A 21,816-nucleotide genomic window follows, 5' to 3' on the forward strand; every position below is an offset into this window, starting at 1 on the left:
GCCGGGTGTGCGCATTAGATTAGCCAATAGTTTCAGGCCTCCAGAATAAGCAGAAGGGATAAGCATGGCGCTTACTGACCAGTCCACCCGTATCCGCACCGGCGAAGAACTCGATGCCAGCCTGATCGATCCGTACCTGAAGGCCCACATTCCTGGCCTCAGCGGCTTGCCGCAGATCAGCCAGTTTCCCGGCGGTGCGTCGAACCTAACCTACTTGCTGGAATACCCCGAACAGGAATTCGTCCTGCGCCGGCCGCCATTTGGCCACAAAGCCAAATCCGCCCATGACATGGGTCGCGAATTTCGTATCCTCAATCAACTGCGCGACGGCTTTCCATACTGCCCTAAAGCCTACGTGCACTGTACCGACGAATCAGTGATCGGCGCCGAGTTCTATGTGATGGAACGGGTCAAGGGGATCATCCTGCGCGCCGAACTGCCACCGGAATTGGGCCTGGATTCGGCGAAAACCGAAGCCCTGTGCAAAAGCTTCATCGACAAGTTCGTCGAACTGCACCAGGTCGACTACAAGGCCTATGGCCTGGGCGACCTCGGCAAACCCGAAGGCTATGTGGCGCGGCAGATAAAAGGCTGGAGCGACCGTTACGAGAAAGCCCTGACCCCTGACGCGCCGCAGTGGGAAGCGGTCAAGGCCTGGCTCAACGACAAGATGCCCGCCGATCACCCGACGTCGAGCATCGTCCACAACGACTATCGCTTCGACAACGTGATCCTCGACCCGAACAACCCGATGCAGATCATTGGCGTGCTCGACTGGGAACTCACCACCCTCGGCGACCCGCTGATGGACCTGGGCAACACCCTCGCCTACTGGATCGAAGCCGACGACCCGGCGCCCGTGCAACTGATGCGCCGTCAGCCGAGCCACGCTCCGGGCATGCTGACCCGCCGCGAGTTCGTCGATTACTACGCCCAACGTTCGGGCATCCAGATCGACAACTTCGACTTCTACTACACCTACGGCCTGTTCCGCCTCGCCGGCATCGTGCAGCAGATCTACTACCGCTTCTTCCATGGTCAGACCCAGGACAAACGCTTCGCGCAGTTCATTCACATGAACAAATTGCTCGAGCAAATGAGCGTACAGGTCATCCAGAAATCCAGCCTCTGATCCAGGCCCTCTAAAAGGAAAACCCATGTCCAAGACTCAGTTGTTCGACCTCGACGGCAAAATCGCTTTCGTCTCCGGCGCCAGCCGTGGCATCGGTGAAGCCATCGCCAAACTCCTGGCCCAGCAAGGCGCCCATGTCATTGTTTCCAGTCGCAAACTCGACGGCTGCCAGCACGTCGCCGACGCGATCATCGCTGCCGGTGGCAAAGCCACTGCTGTCGCCTGCCACATCGGTGAAATGGAACAGATCAGCCAGGTCTTCGCCGGCATCCGCGAACAGTTCGGCCGCCTGGACATCCTCGTCAACAACGCCGCGACCAATCCGCAGTTCTGCAATGTGCTCGACACCGACCTCGGGGCCTTCCAGAAAACCGTCGACGTGAACATCCGTGGCTACTTCTTCATGTCCGTCGAAGCCGGCAAGCTGATGCGCGACAACGGTGGCGGCAGCATTATCAACGTGGCGTCGATCAACGGCATTTCACCGGGGATTTTCCAGGGCATCTATTCGGTGACCAAGGCTGCGGTGATCAACATGACCAAGGTGTTTGCCAAGGAATGTGCGCAGTTCGGGATTCGTTGCAATGCGTTGTTGCCTGGGTTGACGGATACCAAGTTTGCTTCTGCGCTGGTTAAGAATGAGGCGATTTTGAAGACTGCGCTGGCGCAGATTCCGCTGAAGCGAGTGGCGGACCCGAGTGAGATGGCGGGGGCGGTGTTGTATTTAGCGAGTGATGCTTCCAGTTATACGACTGGGGTTTCGTTAAATGTGGATGGGGGGTTTTTGTCCTGATTACCTCACAGGCTGAACAAATGGTTGGTTTGTGTGACCAATGCCAATCATGTGAAGCGTGTATATCGCGCTTTACATGTTATGAGCTTAGTGCGAAAAACGCGCTGCATTGATGAGCTAGGAGCAGCACCCTGAAGACTGGCTGAGAAAATAATTTTACAACCGCTCTGGCCGTTAATGCGGAATGATTATCCAACAAAACATTCATATCTGGCAGTGAAGGGGGAAGTCCTCAAAAAGGTATCTATTTAATGCACAGTGATCCGGCATTCACTATACATAGAAGTAGTTGCTCCATAATCTCTATCGCAGGCAATACTATAACTGCAGATCTTGCCCCGTAAACAAATAGAGATGCACCAGGCGAAAGTCTTGGCGCTCAGCGATCTAATTCATCAAATAGTTAAAAGGCAGCCAAGCCTGCCTTTTAACTATAACTTAACAAACCACCCATCACAAAAGTCAGATTAAACCTGCCCTGCATGACTTGACTGTGACGGAAATCCCTCACACCAACTATCACTATTTCAATACCCCACCTCAAAAGCTTCTCGCCCGATTATTTAAATTCAAAAACCATTTTGTACGAATCTGGATAGTCTTGACAAAAAAACTCCAAAATGAACGTCGTTGTATTATTGTTTGCGTCAAAATTCCATTTCAATCCGTTACTATCTATCGTTCTGAGAGTCTCTAACGCCGGGCTAAACACCGGAGCTGGAACCAGAGGAGAAATCCTAATCCCGACTTTTTTACCACTAACAACGTTTTCACCCACGTTCAAATCGATAATTAACACCCCCCGCATATTACGTGGCAGTAGATAATATCCCAAATGACTGAGAACAATTGGATAAGTGCCTATGTTCGTAAGTAGCAAATACGTGTTGTTTCGAAAAACCGAAGGATCAGGATTGGCACTTACTTCAAAATCATAAAAAACTACAACCGGATCATCCTCCGTTTTTACATTCGCGCGAACCTCCAGCGTATATGCTTTTGGTGTAGGCGGCCTTATAGGAATCAACGCGACGCCGTTACTGTCGACCGGAAAGCTTAAGGGAATACCCAAAACGACCGCTCTTACTTGAGCATTCTTCACAGGAAAATTAGGATCAGCTTCGAATACAATTCTCGCCTCGAAGGTTATAAGTGTTTTTGCAACTAACTCGTCCTCAGTGGATATAGAAGCTATTATAATACGGTGATAAGCCAAACTAAATTTCGATTCCAGCTGCTGGGCAAAACCCTCTATTGAAAACTTAACAGAAAACAATCCATCCCTAATATCCCCTCCCTTGACTTTCCATTCAGTGCGCTCCCTTAGAGTTACTTCAGTGCCGATTGCCGGTTCTAGAGTGACGCCCAGGTTGGCACCCGATGCGCCCCAGACGGGGGTGACTTTTTTCCCAATTAGCAGGCTGTCTTTCGGAAGTAATAGTCCAAATGTATACTCAACGCCTCGATACACTAAAGCAGTGGTGGTAGTCGGTATTTTCCTGCCATCGAACGAAAATTCAAACTCATCAAGACTACTTGATTTCACTGTAAAAGTAGGCAACGGCCATGGCGTCTTCATATTGTCGCCCGACAAGCGAAGAGCAAATGTTCCGTTTTTTGGTGCAGGCAGAATCGTCCAGCGATAAGTCGTCGTTTTAATATCAAATGCCGGGGTAGTTACGATATCCGCCTCCACCAAATCGACGCCCCCCCCCACTGCAACATCATCGGATGACCGACCACCGGGCTCCCGGCCTTGGGTGTTAGCGTGAGTGTCCTAGCTGTGCCTCCAGTGAACTCAACTCCTTCCTCTGGAATCAACACATTGTCGATTTTTGCGTCGAACTCATGAGCCGGATTGTCCGACAGCAACGTGCTCACTGGCCCAGTGATCGGGGTGGTCATATCCTTGCCCGCGAGGCTCAACTGAAAGGTGCCGCTCTTGGTGGACCCGGTCACGCCCCAGCGATACGTCGTTTGCGGGGTGCCGAAAGCTGGCGAACTCACGACGTTGGCAGGGTCCAGACCTGTTTTGATCGCACATCTCAGTGTGACGGGCCATCCAGCCACCGGACTGCCGGCGCGGGGTACAAATTCGACAGTCCGCGCTTTCCCCCTGAAGAATAGGTGGTTAGCTTCCGGGACCACGCCGTCGATTTTCAATACCCCCTCGTCTGTAAGATTCTGCGATAACACTCTGGTGTCGGGTAGCGTCAAGTCGCTTATTATGTCCGGCCCCGACACCACTATCTTGAAAATGCCGCTTTTGTTGACGACCTCAGCTGTCCAACTATTTGGATTGGCAGGAACCGGCGTAACCTTCATGTCGGCGGGTTGCAAATTGGAGACCGGAACAGCATTCGCCACATACGGATAGCCTCCCGCGGGACTGTTCGGTTTGAATTTCAAAGCGACAGTCCGAGGCTCGTCTCTGAAAAGCACTGCGTCACCTAGGTAGGGCTTATCGTCTAACAGAACCGACTCCACTTCATCTCCCACGGCGCGCGACATCACCTTGCAAACTGGCAGCGTGATGCCGCGGGTACCTTCAAGTCCTTTCAACTCCAATTGGAAGGTACCGCTGTCGGTGTGAGATTTAACGATCCAGGTATGATTGGGACTTTCTTCGGTTGGGGTCACTACCAGATTGCCAGGTTGCACTCCGGTGAGTGGCGTGCCAACCAATTGCAGCGGAAGACCATTAAGGGGACTGCCTGGCTTGTACGTCAATGCAACCGTCTGAGGCTCATTCCTGAAAAAAAGGATTTCGGCGGGCGGCGACGCGACACCATCCACCACAATATTTTTTACTTCGTCCGCTAGGTTGCCTGATATAACCCAACACGGAAGCTCCCATGGAATCAACACTTCGCGACTAAAAAAAACCAGTATAAGAAAGCCACTTATACCTGCGCCCGTTATGATCTGCCAAGTGAACTTGCCACCTTCTGGGTTGACGGGCGTTTCGAAGTCGGGAGATGCCTGGACGTTCAGGCCTCCCGCATCAGCCAGACCGAGCATCAGCTGCTGCGCAATCTCCAGAGGCGCTTCTACAGTGATCTCGTTTGCGACCCCGCGAATCAATCCGACAGGAGCGCCGAACTTCACTTCCTTACCGTTGATGAACAACTTGGCCTGTTCCCAAGGACTACTCGAATACCCCTTGAATGAAAACTCCTCCGTTTTTGTTTCGTCGTTATACGGGTTGTAGAGGGTTGCCGTGATCGTCTGCGTGCCCTCGTTGGCGACGGTGTGAGTGAACTCACTGACACCTGCTGAGGATGTTGGGACGGTGATCACCTGTTCTCCAATCGTCCACACAACATTGACGTTTTCCACCGCTGCTTTTGTGTAAAACGATTCGACCGTGACGGCTGCCGTCACTTTTTGCCCAATCACCGGAGCACCGATTGGGGGGCGCTTGCTCTTAAAGTCACAACGGTAATGCCCCAATTTCAAAGCAATCACGTAGGGCTTGGCCGTAAACTCGCTGCGCAATCGCAATTCCAAATCGCGATCCTGGCCATTCGCCGGGCAGTGGAGTTTCAATTCGGCCCCGGCCAGTGGGAAGTTTTGAAACTCACCGCGTTCAGGCTCCACCCTAATTAAGGACGACGGATCACCGACGATGTCATGGCAGCTGAATTGTTGATTGACCCAAGGGCTGTCGACGTCAGGCTTGATACTTAAGGTGTGGCATTGCTCGCCTTCGGCCCCGTGGCAGATATACATAGGAACGGGGGCGGATAATCCGGTATTGATTTTGATGGTCATGGCGAATCTCGATAATCGGGATGATGTGGGAAGGCTGACCACCCCACTATCGAGAAGAAAAAGAGATTGCATAACTGTCAGATTTGACAGTTTTATTAGAACGAATTGCGATAAATAATTGGGTACAGTATACGCACCGCCTATTAGCCGATCCCAACGGAACGGCTTGCGTCGGAATTGGATTTCATTGGGTGACGCAACGCGTCAACGTAGTTTTCCAGGACACCTGCCTTCAGTTCTTGCATCACCCAATACATCGGTATTTTCAGACGTTTTCCACGTGCGCTGGGGAACAGGCGGCGGCGCGGCTGGCGGCGGAGGCGGAGGACTGGCGCAACCGCCGAGAACGGCGGCACAGAAGGCTAACGACACTGGTAAGAAAACGCGGTTTCCAAGACAATTCATAGGCTGACGCGTGGCAAATGATGGTCAGGTATCTGTGACATTTCTGGATTTCCGCCATCTACGGTCCGATCACAGAGTAATACCCCACCTGTTTCTTATAGCTCAGCCAACCGCACACACCACCCATCCCGACATTACTTGCACAATCTGCCAGTAAAAATGCCTGCGGTCATTGAGGTGAGCACGCCATGCAGCAATCCTGGAATGCCCACGCGATTGTAGTTCTAGTCTCTTCGTGAACTCATAAACTCCTGAAGTACCGCTTGATAGTCCAACTCTCCAGAAGAGGCCATTTTCTCATTTGAGCTGGGAACAAAGGTGAATCCGGTTGACAAATCAACAGTAGGGCTCGTTATCACTACCGCTACCTGCGTGAGATCTGAAAAGTAAACTTTCCAGGCAATGCCTTCTGTTTTCATCACCTGAGGTGCCGTTGGCGTCACGACAGGCAAAACGCCCGTCCCACTCACTTTCAACACCATTTCTTTGCCTAGCAGACTATCCCCTTGCGGATGTAAAACGACTGTATAACTACTGCCATGGTTTTTAACGGGAATAATTGCCAAGTGAGGTATGGGCATGAACCAGCTCGGTCCAAATATGAAAAATGAAGAAGCAAAATACCAAGGGTGCGGAGGCGGCAAGACAATACATGGAAACTCCAATACCTCTGCAAAGCTCTGAGCATAGAGTATGAGCGTGGCTCCTCCGAAAAGACTTTTCGGAGTGACTGTAAATTCCGCTACGCCCTCGATTACACGCACCCAACCCTCGGGCTTTATTTCAATCCTGTCGCCTTGGCTGTCGACAACCGCCAGTCTAATGTCCTCGCCGTCCAAAGAGTCCGAAACAATTTCCAAAATGCTTGTTTTAGTAGAGTTAAATTGAATCGTCGTACCCGGCGGCTGCTCGTTGCCATCCTTGCGTATGGTTGCATCTTCCCACCCGTTAGTTTTTTTTAACGATTTAGAACCCGTTCCCGTTTTCATGATCAAAACCCCTCTGACAATAGCGTGCTAAAAGACACGGCCTACTATGAGAAAGGATGAACGAATTAGCTACTGTCAAACATGACAGTTCAACTAGATCAAAGTGCGATAACAAATTTCAATCTCGCTTAGCTCCTAGCTTAACTGTCAGATCTGACAGTGCACCTAGAACGTATTTCGATAAGGCGATTACCGTACTCCACACATCAGCGTCATAGCAAACCGCCGGCGCTTCATCTATGCGGAATGCGTTTCATCGGCGCATTTCGACGCTTATTAAAACGGACCGAGCTGACGATAACGCCGGGAATTTACCAGGGCATCTATTCGTGATTAAAGCGGCTGTAATAAACATGATTGGCAAGGAATGTGCGCAGTTCGGGATTCGCTGCAGCGCGTTGTTGACGGATACCAAATTTGCTTTCCGCACTGGTGAAGAATCAGGCAATTTTGAATATTGCGCTGGCGCAGATTCCGCTGAAGCGGGTGGCGGATCCAAGTGAGATGGCGGGGGCGGTTTTGTATTTTGCGAGTGATGCTTCCAGTTATACGACTGGGGTTTCGTTGAATGTGGATGGTGGTTTTCTGTCCTGAGAGCTGAGTTGAATTTATGACGACTCGACTTGCCGACGAATGGCCTTCAGCGCTTTTGTAGGCAAGCCGAGGTCGATCAGTTTTACGATGGAAAGAAGCTTTCGAACACCCGATTCGTAGCTAATTTCATATTTTCAGCATCGACCAAACCTCAACGCAACTGTTAACGATGACCATCCTGACAAAGCCACTAACAGTCTCATTGATCGTGAAATACGAAGTGAACTTGCGATCCAGGCATTCTATGTCTGTTCCCCACTCCGGAACTGCGTCAACTTTAATTGCTGACTAACCCCCTGTAGCTCTAACTAGTAACTTTATCGTTCGTTCCCCATCTGGAAGTGATGCCACCCCAACCACTTCATAAGTACGGCCGACGTCAGGTCTATCATTTACAAGAAAAATAACCGTCCTCCCAGTGGATTTCGTTTTCCAAACCATATTTTCAATATCTGGCTGCTGGACGGTTATAGTCACATCGCTCAACGGCACACCCCGCGAGTCCTTGATAATAGCTCCACAGCCCATAATCAAGGTCTTGTCAGGCCACAAAAGCTCGTCAGGGGGAACCGGAAGAATCTCAGCCTCGTCGCTGTCATAACTTTTCAAGAACTTAAAGTCCACCCTCTCCAACTCTCCCCGAATACAAATAGTCGGAGTTTGTAGCGAAGTCGTCGCATGTCTGCTGTACAGCTTAAGTTTGAACGATCCAACTTTTTCGGGAATTATTAGATCCCATTCATGCTCTACCGTTAACTCCCCGTGCTCTGGTTCACTGGGTATGTCATCGGGTACAAGTGGAGCATCAGGAACTACGCCCAACGCCAGGGGGAAGCCTTTCAACACCTCGCCGTTGAGGTACCGCAAGCTGAGTTTTATGGTTCTCCCCCCTATGAAGTCTTTCCCGGCTGGCGGTATTGGGTCACCATTTAACAAAACCTCCACTTGTTGATCTATATTCGATGGCAGCACATAACTCTTAAGCACCATTGGTAGTGATATATCCTTGCTCACAACGACCCAATTCAGCTGACCACTGACAGGGTCATCCTGTTTTATCGTCCATTTGGCAATACCGTCGATAAACTTTACCGAAGTACGATATGCCGGATCAGGCTCGACTAGCTCATCATTATTATCCGCATTATAGAGAGTCACCTCACGCCCATTCAAAGACTCCGACCTCAACTCCACGATGGTTGTCTGTCCACTTCTTAAATGTAACGGGGCGTCAATCGGTCCTTCTGTATCGTTGACGAACAGCTTTACATCATCCCAGGAACTGGGATTGGCTGACGATCTAATTTCGTTGGTCATGGAGTCGTCCCGATAATTGTAATGGCGAGAAAAAGGTTGGCCACTCGACTATCAAGACAAATCCATTTTTGTGGAACTGTCAGATTTGACAGTTCGATTAGAACAAATGGCGATAAAAAATTAGATTTGCACAGCGCACCTAAACTCCATGCCGAACTCGTATCGAGATCTGCCCGAAACGGATTATTGAGTTACGCAGCGGGTCAAGGTGGTCTCCCTTGTCACCTGCCCTTCGGCTCTTGCATCACCCAAAACATCTGTCTTTTCAGACGTTTCACAGGTGCGTTGGGGAACAGGCGGCGGTGCGGCTGGTGGCGGAGGTGGAGGACTGGCGCAGCCGCCAAGCAAGGCGGCGCAGAAGGCGAGTGATAACGGTGAAGAAACGCGTTTCCCAAGACTGTTCATTAGGCTGACCTGCGAGAAATGATGTACTCATTTTTTGTGACAACAAAACTACGCTGGAAAGTCCACGATCGGGCCACAGAAAAAATAATCTGCTCTTCCCGCTGAACTGTCAGTCATTTCCGAATGCACGGGGGGCACATTGATGCAGCGTGTTGCTTTCGAGTTCGTAGCGCAGCTCTTCGATCAATGCCTGCACGGCAACCGGGTTGCCGAGCGTGCTTACACTCAAACCGCTAACCACCAGATCCACCTGCCCCGACACCGGGTGATAGAGTTTAACGGTCAACGAATGATCCCCCGTGAGCGTGCACTCACAGGCCAGCGGCGAAAAACTGCTTTCCAGTTGCATACGCAATTGCGCCAGGGAAATCATTGCGACTCACCTTGACGGGGACGCGGAAGCCAATGCGCTCTGTAGGTGATCATGGGGGAGTTTCCTTTCGTGTTTCGAAGGCGACCTGAGGAATCGTGTCTCACCGCCACAGCTTAAGAACTACTGCCCACCACCTGAACATTAATTTGCACTGGTCCTGTTAGTGCATTTGCACCTTACGGCGTCCCTTTCTGCCGCCATTCGCCGGAGAACAATCCCCGCTCGCGCGCCCAGACGATCGCCTCGCTGCGACTGTGTACATCGAGCTTGGAATAAACCGTCGACACGTGGTTTCGCACTGTATTGGGGGCCAGTTTCAGGCGCGCAGCGATTTCCTTGTCGGCCAGGCCTTCACAGATCAGGCCAAGTACGTCGCGCTCCCGGGCGGTAAGCTCGGTGAAGGAAATGCTGGGCAACTTCGGCGAGTTGACGCTTTTCACGTTGGCGAGTTTTTCGATCAGCGTGCGACTAAACCAAGAGGCATCTTTCATCACCTCTTCGACGGCTGCCACCAACTCCAGCTCCGTGCGTTTGCGTTCGGTGATGTTCATCAACACCACTAGATAGCAAGGGTTATCCTGAATGTTCACGGTGTCAGCCGAAATTGAGCATTCGATCAGTTCGGAATCTTTTTTACGCACCCGAACATCGATGCGATCCAGGCTGCCGGTTTTCTCCAGCGTCGCGAACAGTCGTGTGCGTGCGCCCGCGTCATAGATGAAATCGATTTCGGCAATGGTCTTGCCAAGCACTTCTTCACTTGGATAAGCGAGGGTTTCGAGGAACGCTTCGTTGACGTCCAGCACCACCTGATCAACCGCGCTGCACACCAGTATCGGCATTGGCGTCAGGCGGAAAGCCTTGGCGAACCGTTCCTCGCTTTGGCGAAGGGCAACTTCGGCTTTATGCCGGGGTTCCATGTCGACGAAGGAAAACAGCATGCAGTCTTCGTCGTTGAGCTCAAGAGGCTGGCCCGCGACGATCACCTGTTTGCTGCCGCCTTCCGGCAACTTCAGCTCAGCCTGCATCTGGGGAATGGTGGCGTGTTCGCGCAAACGCTCGATCGCCAGCTCTTTCTTTTCGGCGCCTTCGAGAATGTCCAGCTCGTAAGTCGATACGCCGATGACCTGATCGCGGGTGTAGCCGGTCATTTCCAGAAAACCCGCATTGACCTTGATGTAGCGTAAATCGCTGAGGCGGCAGATCACTGCCGGAGCCGGGTTGGCGTTGAAGGTCCTTTCGAAGCGTTGCTCGGCGCTGGCCCACTCGGTGACATCATCCATGATCAGCGCCAGTAACTCCGGTTCGCCGTGACTGTCAGAGAGCACCATGCTGCGCACCTTGTGGACCCAAACGCGATCCTCATCTTCAAGCTGAGTCACTTCCACCAGCACATCGCTGAACGTCTCACCACGGGCCACACGATTGATCGGGTAGTTGTCGGCCGGGACCGGATGATTGTTGCGATAACGCAAGGCGAAGCGTTTTGCGTACTCCTTGGCATCGGCGCCTAACTCGCTGATCCGGCTGACGCCGTGCATGGCCAGCGCGGCTTTATTGGCCCACAGAATGGTCCTGTCGAGTTCCAGCAGAATCACGCCGTCGGATAGCCCGGCGATGATCTGCTGCAACTGACGGCGATTGGTTTCGGTGGTCAGGACGTCCTGGCTCATTGGGTCTCCACAATTGCGGTGGCGCCAACGGGTGGCGCCCTGTGAAGATTACGACCGCTGGCGTTGGTGATCGTGCAGAAGGAGATCAAAAGATCGCAGCCTTCGGCAGCTCCTACATAAACCGAATACACCCGTCATTATGCGGATGCATGCCGTTCTGTAGGAGCTGCCGAAGGCTGCGATCTTTTGCTTTTCAAGCCGCCAGTTGACCACCCGCAATCGCCGCCGAAGCCGCCAGCATCGCCCGCAACAGCACCGCACACCCCGCCGCCAGATCGTCCGGCGCGGCGTTTTCGATTTCGTTGTGGCTGATGCCGCCTTCGCACGGTACGAAGATCATCCCGGCCGGGCCGAGTTCCGCGAGGAAGATTGCGTCATGCCCTGCTCCGCTGACTATGTCCATGTGCGACAGGCCGAGCCCTTGCGCGGCACCGCGGACTGCTTCGACGCAGTCTTTATCGAAGTACAGAGGCGGGAAATCTGCAGTCGGTGTCAGTTCGAAGGTCAGGCCGTGTTCTTCGCAAGTGGTTTCGATGACGTCGCGGACTTCGGCGATCATCGAATCCAGGCGTGCCGGTTCCAGGTGACGGAAGTCGAGGGTCATGCGCACTTCACCGGGGATGACGTTACGTGAGCCCGGGTAGGCTTGCAGGCAACCGACGGTGCCACACGCGTGAGGTTGATGGCCGAGGGCGGCGCGATTGACGGCGCCGACGACCACGGCGGCGCCGACCAGGGCGTCCTTGCGCAGGTGCATCGGCGTCGGGCCGGCGTGGGCTTCGACGCCGCGCAGTTTCAGGTCGAACCATTTCTGGCCGAGGGCACCCATCACGACGCCTATGGTTTTATGTTCGTCTTCGAGGATCGGACCTTGTTCGATGTGGGCTTCGAAATAGGCGCCGACGGCGTGACCGCTGACCGCGCGTGAGCCGGCGTAGCCGATGGCATTCAGGGCTTCACCGACGCTGATGCCTTCGGCGTCGACTTTGGCCAGGGTTTCTTCGAGAGTGAATTTTTCTGCGAACACGCCGGAGCCCATCATGCACGGGGCGAAGCGCGAGCCTTCTTCGTTGGTCCAGACCACCACTTCCAGCGGTGCTTCGGTTTCCACGCCGAGGTCGTTGAGGGTACGAAGCACTTCGACGCCGGCCAGCACGCCGAAGCAGCCATCGAATTTACCGCCGGTGGGCTGGGTGTCGATGTGGCTGCCGGTCATCACCGGAGGCAAGTTCGGGTTGCGGCCGGGGCGGCGGGCGAAGATGTTGCCGACGGCGTCAATGCTGACGGTGCACCCGGCCTCCTCGCACCATTTGACGAAGATGTCGCGGGCCTGGCGATCGAGGTCAGTCAGGGCCAGGCGACAGACGCCGCCCTTAACGGTGGCGCCGAGTTTTGCGAGTTCCATGAGCGACTGCCACAGGCGGTCGCGGTTGATGTGCTGATGGGTGGATTGCAGAACGTCAACTGCAGCGTTCATGGTGATCTCCTCAGGCTGTTCTTATAGGTTTGTTCCGGCATTTTTTTGTGTTTTTGAGGCCGTCATCGCGAGCAAGCTCGCTCCCACAGGGAAATGCATTCCAAATGTGGGAGCGAGCTTGCTCGCGATGGGGGCATTCCTTACACCGCAGATTTTGCGACGGATGGACTGGGCCGCATCGAGCACAACCCGTAATAGATCAACCCGCCCAACAACGAGCCGGTGAACCAGCCATAGCTGTAAAACCAGCTGAAGGCATCGCTGCCGAGCGACAGCAGCGTCAACACCACCGGCACACCGAAGGCGATAAATCCGAACCAGTTCCACGCCGGATAAACGTCATCGCGATACAGACCGGCCAGATCCAACTGCTGTTTCTTGATCAGGAAGTAGTCCACCACCATGATCCCGGCGATCGGGCCGAGCAGGCTGGAATACCCCAGCAACCAGTTCGAATAGACCGTCTCCAGGCTCACGTCCGAGACAATCAGCCCTAGCTTTTTCAGCAGTTCATGGCCCATCAACAACAACCCCACAAGCCCGGTGAGCAATACCGCTTTGGTGCGGTTGATCACCTTTGGCGCGATGTTCTGGAAGTCGTTGGTCGGCGAGACAATGTTGGCGGCGGTGTTGGTGGAGAGCGTGGCGATGATGATCAACGCCATGGCCAGCGCGACCCAGACCGGGCTCTGGATATGGCCGATCAACGTCACAGGATCGGAGACAGTCACGCCCACCAGTTTCACCGATGCAGCGGTCATCACCACGCCCAGCGAGGCGAACAGGAACATGGTCAGTGGCAAGCCCATGATCTGCCCGACGATCTGGGCCTTCTGACTTTGCGCATAACGGCTGAAGTCCGGAATGTTCAGCGACAGCGTAGCCCAGAACCCGACCATCGCAGTCAAACCGGCGGCGAAGTAACTGACCACACTCGCCCCTTCGGGACGCTTGGCCGGAATCGCCAGCAATTCGCTCATCGACACGTTAGGCATCGCCCATACCAGAAGCCCGACACCTACCAGCACTAACAGTGGAGCGGAGAGCGTTTCCAGCCACTTGATCGACTCGGCGCCGCGGATCACCACCCACAGGTTCAGCGCCCAAAAGATCATGAAACCGATGACTTCGCCGGTGCCACCGAGGGATTTCCAGCCTTCGAACACGGAGCCCAGGAACAGGTGAATCGCCAGCCCGCCGAACATCGTCTGGATACCGAACCAGCCACACGCCACCAGTGCGCGGATCAGGCAGGGAATGTTGGAACCCAGAATGCCGAATGACGAGCGCAGCAGCACGGGAAACGGGATGCCGTACTTGGTGCCGGGGAAAGCATTCAGTGTCAGGGGGATCAGCACAATGATGTTGGCAAACAGAATTGCCAGCAGCGCCTCACCGACGCTCAGGCCGAAATACGCGGTGAGCACCCCGCCGAGCGTATAAGTCGGCACGCAGATCGACATGCCGACCCACAGGGCGGTGATGTGCCATTTGTTCCAGGTTCGTTCGCGCACCTTGGTCGGTGCCATGTCGTGGTTGTAACGGGGACTGTCGAGGACGTCGCTGCCGGCTTCGAGCTCGAACAAGCCGTTGCGCTCGGTCACTTGCGATCTGATCTGTTGCATGGCCGCTCCACTGTTCTTTGAATTATTTTTGCTCATCAGAGGCTGGCGGCATCAATAAACGTGCCGGGCTCCCTGATTGCGCATCGGGCAGTTCCATAAAAACTTTGTAAATCACTGATGTTTATCAGCTTTATTTATGTACCTAGTGAGTCCTCGGGGACTTGTCTGTTCACCCAGGCTAAAGGCCAGCCAAGTTGTCCGAACCGTCAGGACTCAATCTGGTGCATCGATCTTTTTTTTAAGTTGCGCATCAACCATAGACCATCCTCAAGCGGCTGATTTCACATAAGAAATCTTGACCATTTTTGGAACCTGTCAAGTGCGTCAAAATGGTTCGACGCCTAACCATTTTGGTGATTAATCATTTAAGTCTTTATATTTCAATTAGTTAATTAAGTTATATGTTTATGAAAAATATTCTTGCTGATTCTCATAACTCATACTAGCTTCTATTCCTGACAGCATTGACAGGAATATTCCTGTTACGTCTGCTTCATATAAAACATTTAGAACCGGCACCAGTCGGTCATTGCCTGCGAGGAACTCGGAATGTCTCTGTTGATCCGTGGCGCCACCGTTATTACCCATGATGAAAGTTATCGCGCCGAAGTCTATTGCGCCGACGGCGTGATCAAAGCCATCGGTGAAAATCTGGATGTTCCTGCGGGTGCCGAAGTGCTCGACGGCAGCGGCCAATACCTGATGCCCGGCGGCATCGATCCACACACGCACATGCAACTGCCCTTCATGGGCACCGTGGCCAGTGAAGACTTTTTCAGCGGCACGGCGGCAGGTCTTGCCGGGGGGACCACATCGATCATCGACTTCGTGATTCCCAACCCGCAGCAGTCATTGATGGAGGCCTTTCATCAGTGGCGCGGCTGGGCGGAGAAGTCGGCCTCGGATTACGGTTTCCACGTCGCGATCACCTGGTGGAGCGAGCAGGTCCGCGAGGAAATGGCTGAGCTGGTCAGCCATCACGGCGTCAACAGCTTCAAGCATTTCATGGCTTACAAGAACGCGATCATGGCGGCCGATGACACGCTGGTGGCAAGCTTCGAGCGTTGCCTGGAGCTGGGCGCCGTGCCGACCGTGCATGCGGAAAACGGTGAGTTGGTTTATCACCTGCAACGCAAGCTGATGGCGCAGGGCATGACCGGGCCTGAGGCGCATCCGCTGTCGCGCCCTTCTCAAGTTGAAGGTGAAGCGGCGAGTCGAGCGATCCGTATCGCCGAAACGCTGGGCACGCCGCTGTATCTGGTGCATGTCTCGACCAAGGAAGCCCTCGACGAAATCACCTACGCCCGCAGCAAGGGCCAGCAAGTCTATGGTGAAGTGCTGGCCGGGCATCTGCTGCTGGACGACAGCGTCTATCAACACCCGGACTGGCAGACCGCCGCCGGTTACGTGATGAGCCCGCCCTTCCGTCCTCGCGGTCATCAGGAGGCGCTTTGGCATGGGCTGCAATCCGGCAACCTGCACACCACCGCCACCGACCATTGCTGCTTTTGCGCCGAGCAAAAAGCCGCGGGGCGTGATGACTTCAGCAAGATCCCCAATGGCACCGCCGGCATCGAAGACCGCATGGCGGTGCTGTGGGATGAAGGGGTGAACACCGGGCGTTTGTCGATGCAGCACTTTGTGGCGCTCACCTCCACCAACACCGCGAAGATCTTCAACCTTTACCCGCGCAAGGGTGCAATTCGCGTCGGTGCCGATGCGGATCTGGTGCTGTGGGATCCCGAGGGTACACGGACGATTTCGGCGAAGACGCATCACCAGCAAGTCGACTTCAACATCTTCGAAGGCAAGACCGTACGCGGTGTACCGAGCCATACGATCAGCCAGGGCCGGGTGGTCTGGGCCGATGGTGATTTGCGCGCCGAGCGTGGGGCCGGGCGGTATGTCCAAAGACCGGCGTATCCGGCGGTGTTTGATTTGCTGAGCAAGCGGGCGGAGTTGAATCAGCCGGTTGCAGTGAAACGCTGACAGCGGCCTTCGGCCTATCGCGAGCAAGCTCGCTCCCACAGGGATCTCAGGCGTTCACAAAACCTGTGGGAGCGAGCTTGTTCGCGATGGGGCCGGTCCAGACAACAAAAAACCAATGCCCGATAGAGGCAGCACCTCAAATAACCGTGAGGCCAACACCGTGATCAAGACCCTGAACCACCTCCCGCACCCCTATGAAAATGCGGGCACCCTCGCCGGTCATTTCACCGATCTGGCGCCGCCGCTCAACGACCGCCAGGCGCATCTGGAAGCTTCGCGCTGCCTGTATTGCTACGACGCGCCGTGCGTGAATGCCTGTCCGAGCGACATCGACATTCCCTCGTTCATCCGCAATATCCATCAGGACAACGTGCAAGGCGCGGCGCAGAAAATCCTCTCGGCGAATATCCTCGGCGGCAGTTGCGCCCGGGTCTGTCCGACGGAAATCCTCTGCCAGCAAGCCTGCGTGCGCAACAACGCCCATGAGTGCGCGCCAGTGTTGATCGGCCTGTTGCAGCGCTACGCGGTGGACAACGCGCACTTTCGCGAACACCCCTTCCCTCGCGCCGCAGCGACCGGTAAGCGCATTGCAGTGGTCGGAGCCGGCCCGGCCGGTTTGTCCTGCGCCCATCGCAGCGCCATGCGCGGGCATGACGTGGTGATTTTCGAAGCACGGGAAAAGGCTGGCGGCCTTAACGAATACGGGATCGCCAAGTACAAACTGGTGGACGATTACGCGCAGAAGGAACTCGAGTTTTTGCTGCAGATCGGCGGAATCGAAATCCGTCATGGGCAAAAACTCGGTGAAAACCTGACCCTCAGCGAACTGCATCAGCAATTCGACGCGGTGTTTCTCGGCCTCGGCCTCAACGCCAGCAAACAGCTGGGACTGGCCCACGAAGATGCGCCAGGCTTGCTCCCCGCCACCGAGTACATCCGTGAATTGCGCCAGGCCGATGACCTGACACAACTGCCTTTAGCCGACCACTGCATCGTCCTCGGCGCCGGCAACACCGCCATCGACATGGCCGTGCAAATGGCCCGCCTCGGCGCACGTGATGTGAATCTGGTGTATCGCCGCGGTGTCGAGGACATGGGCGCCACCCACCACGAACAAGAGATCGCCAAAGCCAATCAGGTGCGATTGCTGACGTGGGCGCAACCCGAAGAAGTGCTGCTCGATGATCAAGGCAACGTGCGCGGCATTCGCTTCGCCCGCACACATTTGGTGGAAGGTCGTCTGCAAACCACTGGCGAAACCTTCGAACTGGCCGCCGATGCGATCTTCAAAGCCATCGGCCAGGCCTTCGACTCAAGCGCCCTCAGCGATCCGCTGGCTCGCGAGCTCAAGCGTCAGGGCGATCGGATTCAGGTCGATGAAAACCTGCGCACCAGCATTCCGGGCGTGTACGCCGGCGGTGACTGCACCAGCCTCGATCAGGACCTCACCGTGCAGGCGGTGCAGCACGGCAAACTGGCCGCCGAGGCCATCAACGCTCAACTGATGCTCAACGTGGAGGCAGCGTAAATGGCCGATCTTTCGATTGTCTTCGCTGGCATCAAAAGCCCCAATCCGTTCTGGCTGGCCTCCGCGCCACCGACCGACAAAGCCTACAACGTGGTCCGCGCCTTCGAGGCCGGTTGGGGTGGCGTGGTCTGGAAAACCCTGGGTGAAGACCCGGCGGCGGTCAACGTGTCGTCGCGCTACTCGGCGCACTTCGGTGCCAACCGTGAGGTGCTGGGCTTCAACAACATCGAGCTGATCACCGACCGCTCGCTGGAGATCAACCTGCGGGAAATCACCCAGGTCAAAAAGGACTGGCCGGATCGTGCTCTGATCGTGTCGCTGATGGTGCCCTGCGTCGAAGAATCCTGGAAACACATCCTGCCACTGGTGGAAGCCACCGGTGCCGATGGCATTGAATTGAATTTCGGCTGCCCGCACGGCATGCCGGAGAGGGGCATGGGCGCAGCGGTCGGTCAGGTGCCGGAGTATGTCGAGCAGGTCACGCGCTGGTGCAAGAGCTATTGCTCGTTGCCGGTCATCGTCAAGCTCACGCCGAACATCACCGACATCCGCGTCGCCGCCCGGGCGGCCCATCGTGGTGGTGCCGATGCGGTGTCGCTGATCAACACGATCAATTCGATCACTAGCGTCAATCTGGAGCGCATGGTCGCCAACCCAACAGTAGGCAGCCAAAGCACCCACGGCGGTTATTGCGGTTCGGCGGTGAAGCCGATTGCGCTGAACATGGTCGCTGAAATCGCTCGCGATCCGCAAACTCAGGGCCTGCCGATCTCTGGCATCGGCGGCATCGGCAGCTGGCGCGACGCGGCGGAATTCATCGCGCTGGGCAGCGGCTCGGTGCAGGTGTGCACGGCGGCGATGCTCCATGGTTTCCGCATTGTCGAAGAGATGAAGGACGGTTTGTCACGCTGGATGGACAGTCAGGGCTACGCCAGGGTGTCGGATTTTTCCGGACGGGCCGTGGGCAATACCACGGACTGGAAGTACCTGGACATCAACTATCAGGTGATTGCGAAGATTGATCAGGAAGCGTGTATTGGCTGTGGGCGTTGCCATATCGCCTGCGAAGACACCTCGCATCAGGCGGTGGCCAGCGTCAAGCAGACGGACGGCACACATAAATATGAAGTGATTGATGAGGAGTGTGTGGGGTGCAATTTGTGCCAGATCACTTGCCCGGTGCAGGATTGTATCGAGATGGTGCCGATGGAGAATGGCAAGCCGTTTCTGGATTGGAACCATGATCCGAGGAATCCGTATCACGTCGTAGTCTGAAATTTGCGGTGCCTTAACTCGCGCCATCGCGAGCAAGCTCGCTCCCACAGTGATCTCTGGTGTACACGGAATTTGTGTACGACATACAACCACTGTGGGAGCGGGCTTGCTCGCGAAGGGCCGGCAGCTACACCCGAGAAATCAAGGTTCCAACCCAATCCCCCGCAAAATCACACTCGTCACCGTCTGCACCGCCCGCTCGAACTGCATGTCCGACAGCGGCTGATGATCGTTCAGGATATTTATCTGATGGTCAAAGTCAGCGTAATGCTGGGTCGAGGCCCAGATCATGTACAACAGGCTTGAAGGCTCCACCGGCAGGATGCGTTTGTCGTCCACCCACTGGCGAATCTTCGCCTCTTTCATCTTGGCCCAGTCGTAGAGGCTGGCGTCCAGCGCTACGCCCAACGTCGGCGCGCCGTGGATGATTTCGTTGGCCCAGACTTTCGAGCCGTAAGGCCGGCTGCGGGAGTGGTTCATCTTGGCGCGGATGTAGCTGCTGAGTACTACGCGTGGGTCATCGAACATCTCGAAACACAGGGCATCCTGCTTCCACACCTCCAGCAAATCGAACAGCACGGCGCTGTACAACTCGGTCTTGGTGCTGAAGTAGTAATGCAGATTGGAGCGCGGCAATTGCACTTCAGCGGCGATGTCGGCCATGGCGGTGCCGCCGAAGCCTTTTTCGGCAAAGACCTTTTCGGCCCCGAGCAGAATTTTTTCGACGTTACTGCGGCGAATCTCGATCTTGTGATTGCCCATGAGGGCTCCCGGACACCAGCGTTGCTCAAGACTAGCATCCGCTCTACCTCGCGGCGACAGGTGCAAACGAAACTTCGTACAGCCGCGCGCGGGCGGCGGGCCTGCAAGCCCGCTTCACCCAGGTTGATACGTCACCGCCAAGTCATCGTACAACTTCTGATTGACAATCCCTGAAACCCTCGCAAATAATCGCCACAATGTTGTACGACGACGTATAACGAAAATAAAAACAAGAAACAACGGGAGCGTCACTGTGAGCAAGCACGTCCGTCATTCCTTCGCCTGCACCCCTCGCCCAACCTTCGCTCGCCGTCATACCCTGAGCCTGATCGGTTGCAGCAGCCTGGCCGTACTCGCCATGCCCATGACCAGCAACGCCGAAGGTTTCGTCGATGACGCCAAGGCCACGTTGAACCTGCGTAACGCCTACTTCAATCGCAACTACACCAACCCGGCTTACCCTCAGGGCAAGGCTGAAGAATGGACACAGAACTTCATCCTTGACGCCAAATCCGGCTTCACGCAGGGGCCGGTCGGTTTCGGCGTGGATGTGCTCGGTCTCTACTCGCAGAAGCTCGATGGTGGCAAAGGCACGGGCGGCACCCAGTTGCTGCCGATCCACGACGACGGACGCCCTGCCGATAACTTCGGCCGGATGGGCGTGGCGCTGAAAGGCAAAATCTCGAAAACCGAACTGAAGGTCGGGGAATGGATGCCGGTGCTGCCGATTCTGCGCTCCGACGACGGCCGCTCGATGCCGCAAACCTTTCGCGGCAGCCAGGTGACGTCCACCGAGATCAACGGCCTGACGCTCTACGGCGGTCAGTTCCGTCAGAACAGCCCGCGCAACGATGCGAGCATGGAAAACATGTTTATGAACGGCAAATCGGCGGCGTTTGCCTCGGACCGTTTCAACTTCGGAGGCGGTGAATATGCGTTCAACGGTAAGCGTACCCAGGTCGGGGTCTGGTACGCGGAACTCAGCGACCTCTATCAACAGCAGTATTTCAACCTGAGTCACAGCCAGCCGATTGGCGACTGGACCCTCGGCGCCAACCTCGGTTACTTCATCGGCAAGGAAAACGGCAGTGCCCTGGCCGGTGACCTCGACAACAAAACCGCGTTCGCCATGCTCTCAGCCAAGTACGGCGGTAACACCTTCTATGTCGGCCTGCAAAAACTCAGCGGCGACGATGCCTGGATGCGCGTCAACGGCACCAGCGGCGGCACCCTTGCCAACGACAGCTACAACTCCAGCTACGACAATGCCAAGGAAAAATCCTGGCAACTGCGCCATGACTACAACTTCGTGGCACTCGGCATTCCCGGTCTGACGATGATGAACCGCTACATCAGCGGCGATAACGTGCACGCAGGAACGATTACCGACGGCAAGGAATGGGGCCGTGAATCGGAACTGGCCTACACCGTGCAGAGCGGACCGCTGAAAAACCTCAACGTAAAATGGCGCAACGCGAGCATCCGTAAATCCTTCAGCACCAACGAATTCGATGAAAACCGCCTTTTCGTCAGCTATCCGATTTCGTTGTTGTAAAACTTTTGCAAGCTGACACAACTCGTGTGGAAGGGGTTTGCCTGTGGCAGGGATGAGTGTGGTAAAGGAGATCCCTGTGGCGAGGGGATTTATCCCCGTTGGGCCGCGAAGCGGCCCCCAAAAACGGACCTCCATTTCTTCAGGCAAACC

At 55.2% G+C, this 21,816-nt stretch carries 15 protein-coding genes and 1 pseudogene; 7 read left to right on the top strand and 9 right to left on the bottom strand.

The genetic code is table 11. The features are described from left to right. Positions 1–64 precede the first annotated feature (64 nt). Together ACYZT9_RS15030 and ACYZT9_RS15035 are read left to right on the top strand one after the other, a co-directional pair. Complete coding sequence (locus ACYZT9_RS15030) at positions 65–1,132, top strand: phosphotransferase family protein (protein ID WP_462006220.1); 1,068 nt, start codon at positions 65–67, stop codon at positions 1,130–1,132. A 25-nt stretch (positions 1,133–1,157) separates the two neighbouring features. Continuing rightward, complete coding sequence (locus ACYZT9_RS15035) at positions 1,158–1,925, top strand: SDR family oxidoreductase (RefSeq protein WP_462006221.1); 768 nt, start codon at positions 1,158–1,160, stop codon at positions 1,923–1,925. Between the two features lie 559 nt (positions 1,926–2,484). Here the strand turns inward: ACYZT9_RS15035 and ACYZT9_RS15040 are convergent. The 3 genes from ACYZT9_RS15040 to ACYZT9_RS15050 all read right to left on the bottom strand — a co-directional run bounded on the left by ACYZT9_RS15040 (position 2,485) and on the right by ACYZT9_RS15050 (position 7,093). Beyond that, positions 2,485–3,621, bottom strand: a complete 1,137-nt coding sequence (locus ACYZT9_RS15040; protein WP_462006222.1) for a hypothetical protein — start codon at positions 3,619–3,621, stop codon at positions 2,485–2,487. Beyond that, entirely contained in the window at positions 3,603–5,699 is a 2,097-nt protein-coding gene (locus tag ACYZT9_RS15045) for a hypothetical protein (protein WP_462006223.1), read from the bottom strand. Before ACYZT9_RS15045 ends, ACYZT9_RS15040 begins: the two co-directional genes overlap by 19 nt. Before the next feature lie 629 nt (positions 5,700–6,328). Beyond that, on the bottom strand, positions 6,329–7,093 hold the full coding sequence (locus ACYZT9_RS15050; RefSeq protein WP_462006224.1) for a hypothetical protein: 765 nt from the start codon (positions 7,091–7,093) through the stop codon (positions 6,329–6,331). 297 nt (positions 7,094–7,390) lie between these two features. Here ACYZT9_RS15050 and ACYZT9_RS15055 point away from each other — a divergent pair. Beyond that, positions 7,391–7,687 (top strand): annotated as a pseudogene (locus tag ACYZT9_RS15055) (SDR family oxidoreductase); the annotation flags it as partial. A gap of 288 nt (positions 7,688–7,975) precedes the next feature. Here ACYZT9_RS15055 and ACYZT9_RS15060 read toward each other — a convergent pair. The 5 genes from ACYZT9_RS15060 to ACYZT9_RS15080 all read right to left on the bottom strand — a co-directional run bounded on the left by ACYZT9_RS15060 (position 7,976) and on the right by ACYZT9_RS15080 (position 14,557). Then, on the bottom strand, positions 7,976–9,004 hold the full coding sequence (locus ACYZT9_RS15060; protein WP_462006225.1) for a hypothetical protein: 1,029 nt from the start codon (positions 9,002–9,004) through the stop codon (positions 7,976–7,978). A 514-nt stretch (positions 9,005–9,518) separates the two neighbouring features. After that, a complete protein-coding gene (locus ACYZT9_RS15065; protein ID WP_462006226.1) occupies positions 9,519–9,782 on the bottom strand; it encodes a DUF1652 domain-containing protein in 264 nt (87 codons plus the stop codon). Positions 9,783–9,958: 176 nt separating this feature from the next. Then, complete coding sequence (locus ACYZT9_RS15070) at positions 9,959–11,455, bottom strand: PAS domain S-box protein (RefSeq protein ID WP_462006227.1); 1,497 nt, start codon at positions 11,453–11,455, stop codon at positions 9,959–9,961. A gap of 193 nt (positions 11,456–11,648) precedes the next feature. Further along, positions 11,649–12,932, bottom strand: coding sequence for a Zn-dependent hydrolase (locus ACYZT9_RS15075; RefSeq protein WP_462006228.1), 1,284 nt, complete (start codon positions 12,930–12,932; stop codon positions 11,649–11,651). Between the two features lie 140 nt (positions 12,933–13,072). Then, on the bottom strand, positions 13,073–14,557 hold the full coding sequence (locus ACYZT9_RS15080; protein WP_462006229.1) for an NCS1 family nucleobase:cation symporter-1: 1,485 nt from the start codon (positions 14,555–14,557) through the stop codon (positions 13,073–13,075). 549 nt (positions 14,558–15,106) lie between these two features. Here ACYZT9_RS15080 and hydA point away from each other — a divergent pair. The 3 genes from hydA to preA all read left to right on the top strand — a co-directional run bounded on the left by hydA (position 15,107) and on the right by preA (position 19,349). Then, positions 15,107–16,546 carry a dihydropyrimidinase gene (gene hydA, locus ACYZT9_RS15085; RefSeq protein WP_462006230.1) on the top strand — a complete coding sequence of 480 codons (1,440 nt, stop codon included), beginning with the start codon at positions 15,107–15,109 and terminating at the stop codon, positions 16,544–16,546. A gap of 160 nt (positions 16,547–16,706) precedes the next feature. Next, positions 16,707–18,074 (top strand): NAD(P)-dependent oxidoreductase, encoded by a 1,368-nt coding sequence (locus tag ACYZT9_RS15090; protein ID WP_462006231.1) that lies wholly within the window; start codon positions 16,707–16,709, stop codon positions 18,072–18,074. Beyond that, positions 18,075–19,349, top strand: coding sequence for an NAD-dependent dihydropyrimidine dehydrogenase subunit PreA (preA, locus tag ACYZT9_RS15095; RefSeq protein ID WP_462006232.1), 1,275 nt, complete (start codon positions 18,075–18,077; stop codon positions 19,347–19,349). A 141-nt stretch (positions 19,350–19,490) separates the two neighbouring features. Here preA and ACYZT9_RS15100 read toward each other — a convergent pair whose 3' ends face one another. Then, positions 19,491–20,111, bottom strand: a complete 621-nt coding sequence (locus tag ACYZT9_RS15100; RefSeq protein ID WP_462006233.1) for a TetR/AcrR family transcriptional regulator — start codon at positions 20,109–20,111, stop codon at positions 19,491–19,493. 253 nt (positions 20,112–20,364) lie between these two features. On the opposite strand from ACYZT9_RS15100, the gene ACYZT9_RS15105 reads away from it, so the two are divergent. Beyond that, positions 20,365–21,666, top strand: coding sequence for an OprD family porin (locus ACYZT9_RS15105; RefSeq protein ID WP_462006234.1), 1,302 nt, complete (start codon positions 20,365–20,367; stop codon positions 21,664–21,666). The last annotated feature ends 150 nt before the right edge of the window (positions 21,667–21,816 follow it).

Source organism: Pseudomonas sp. ZT5P21, assembly GCF_054897785.1.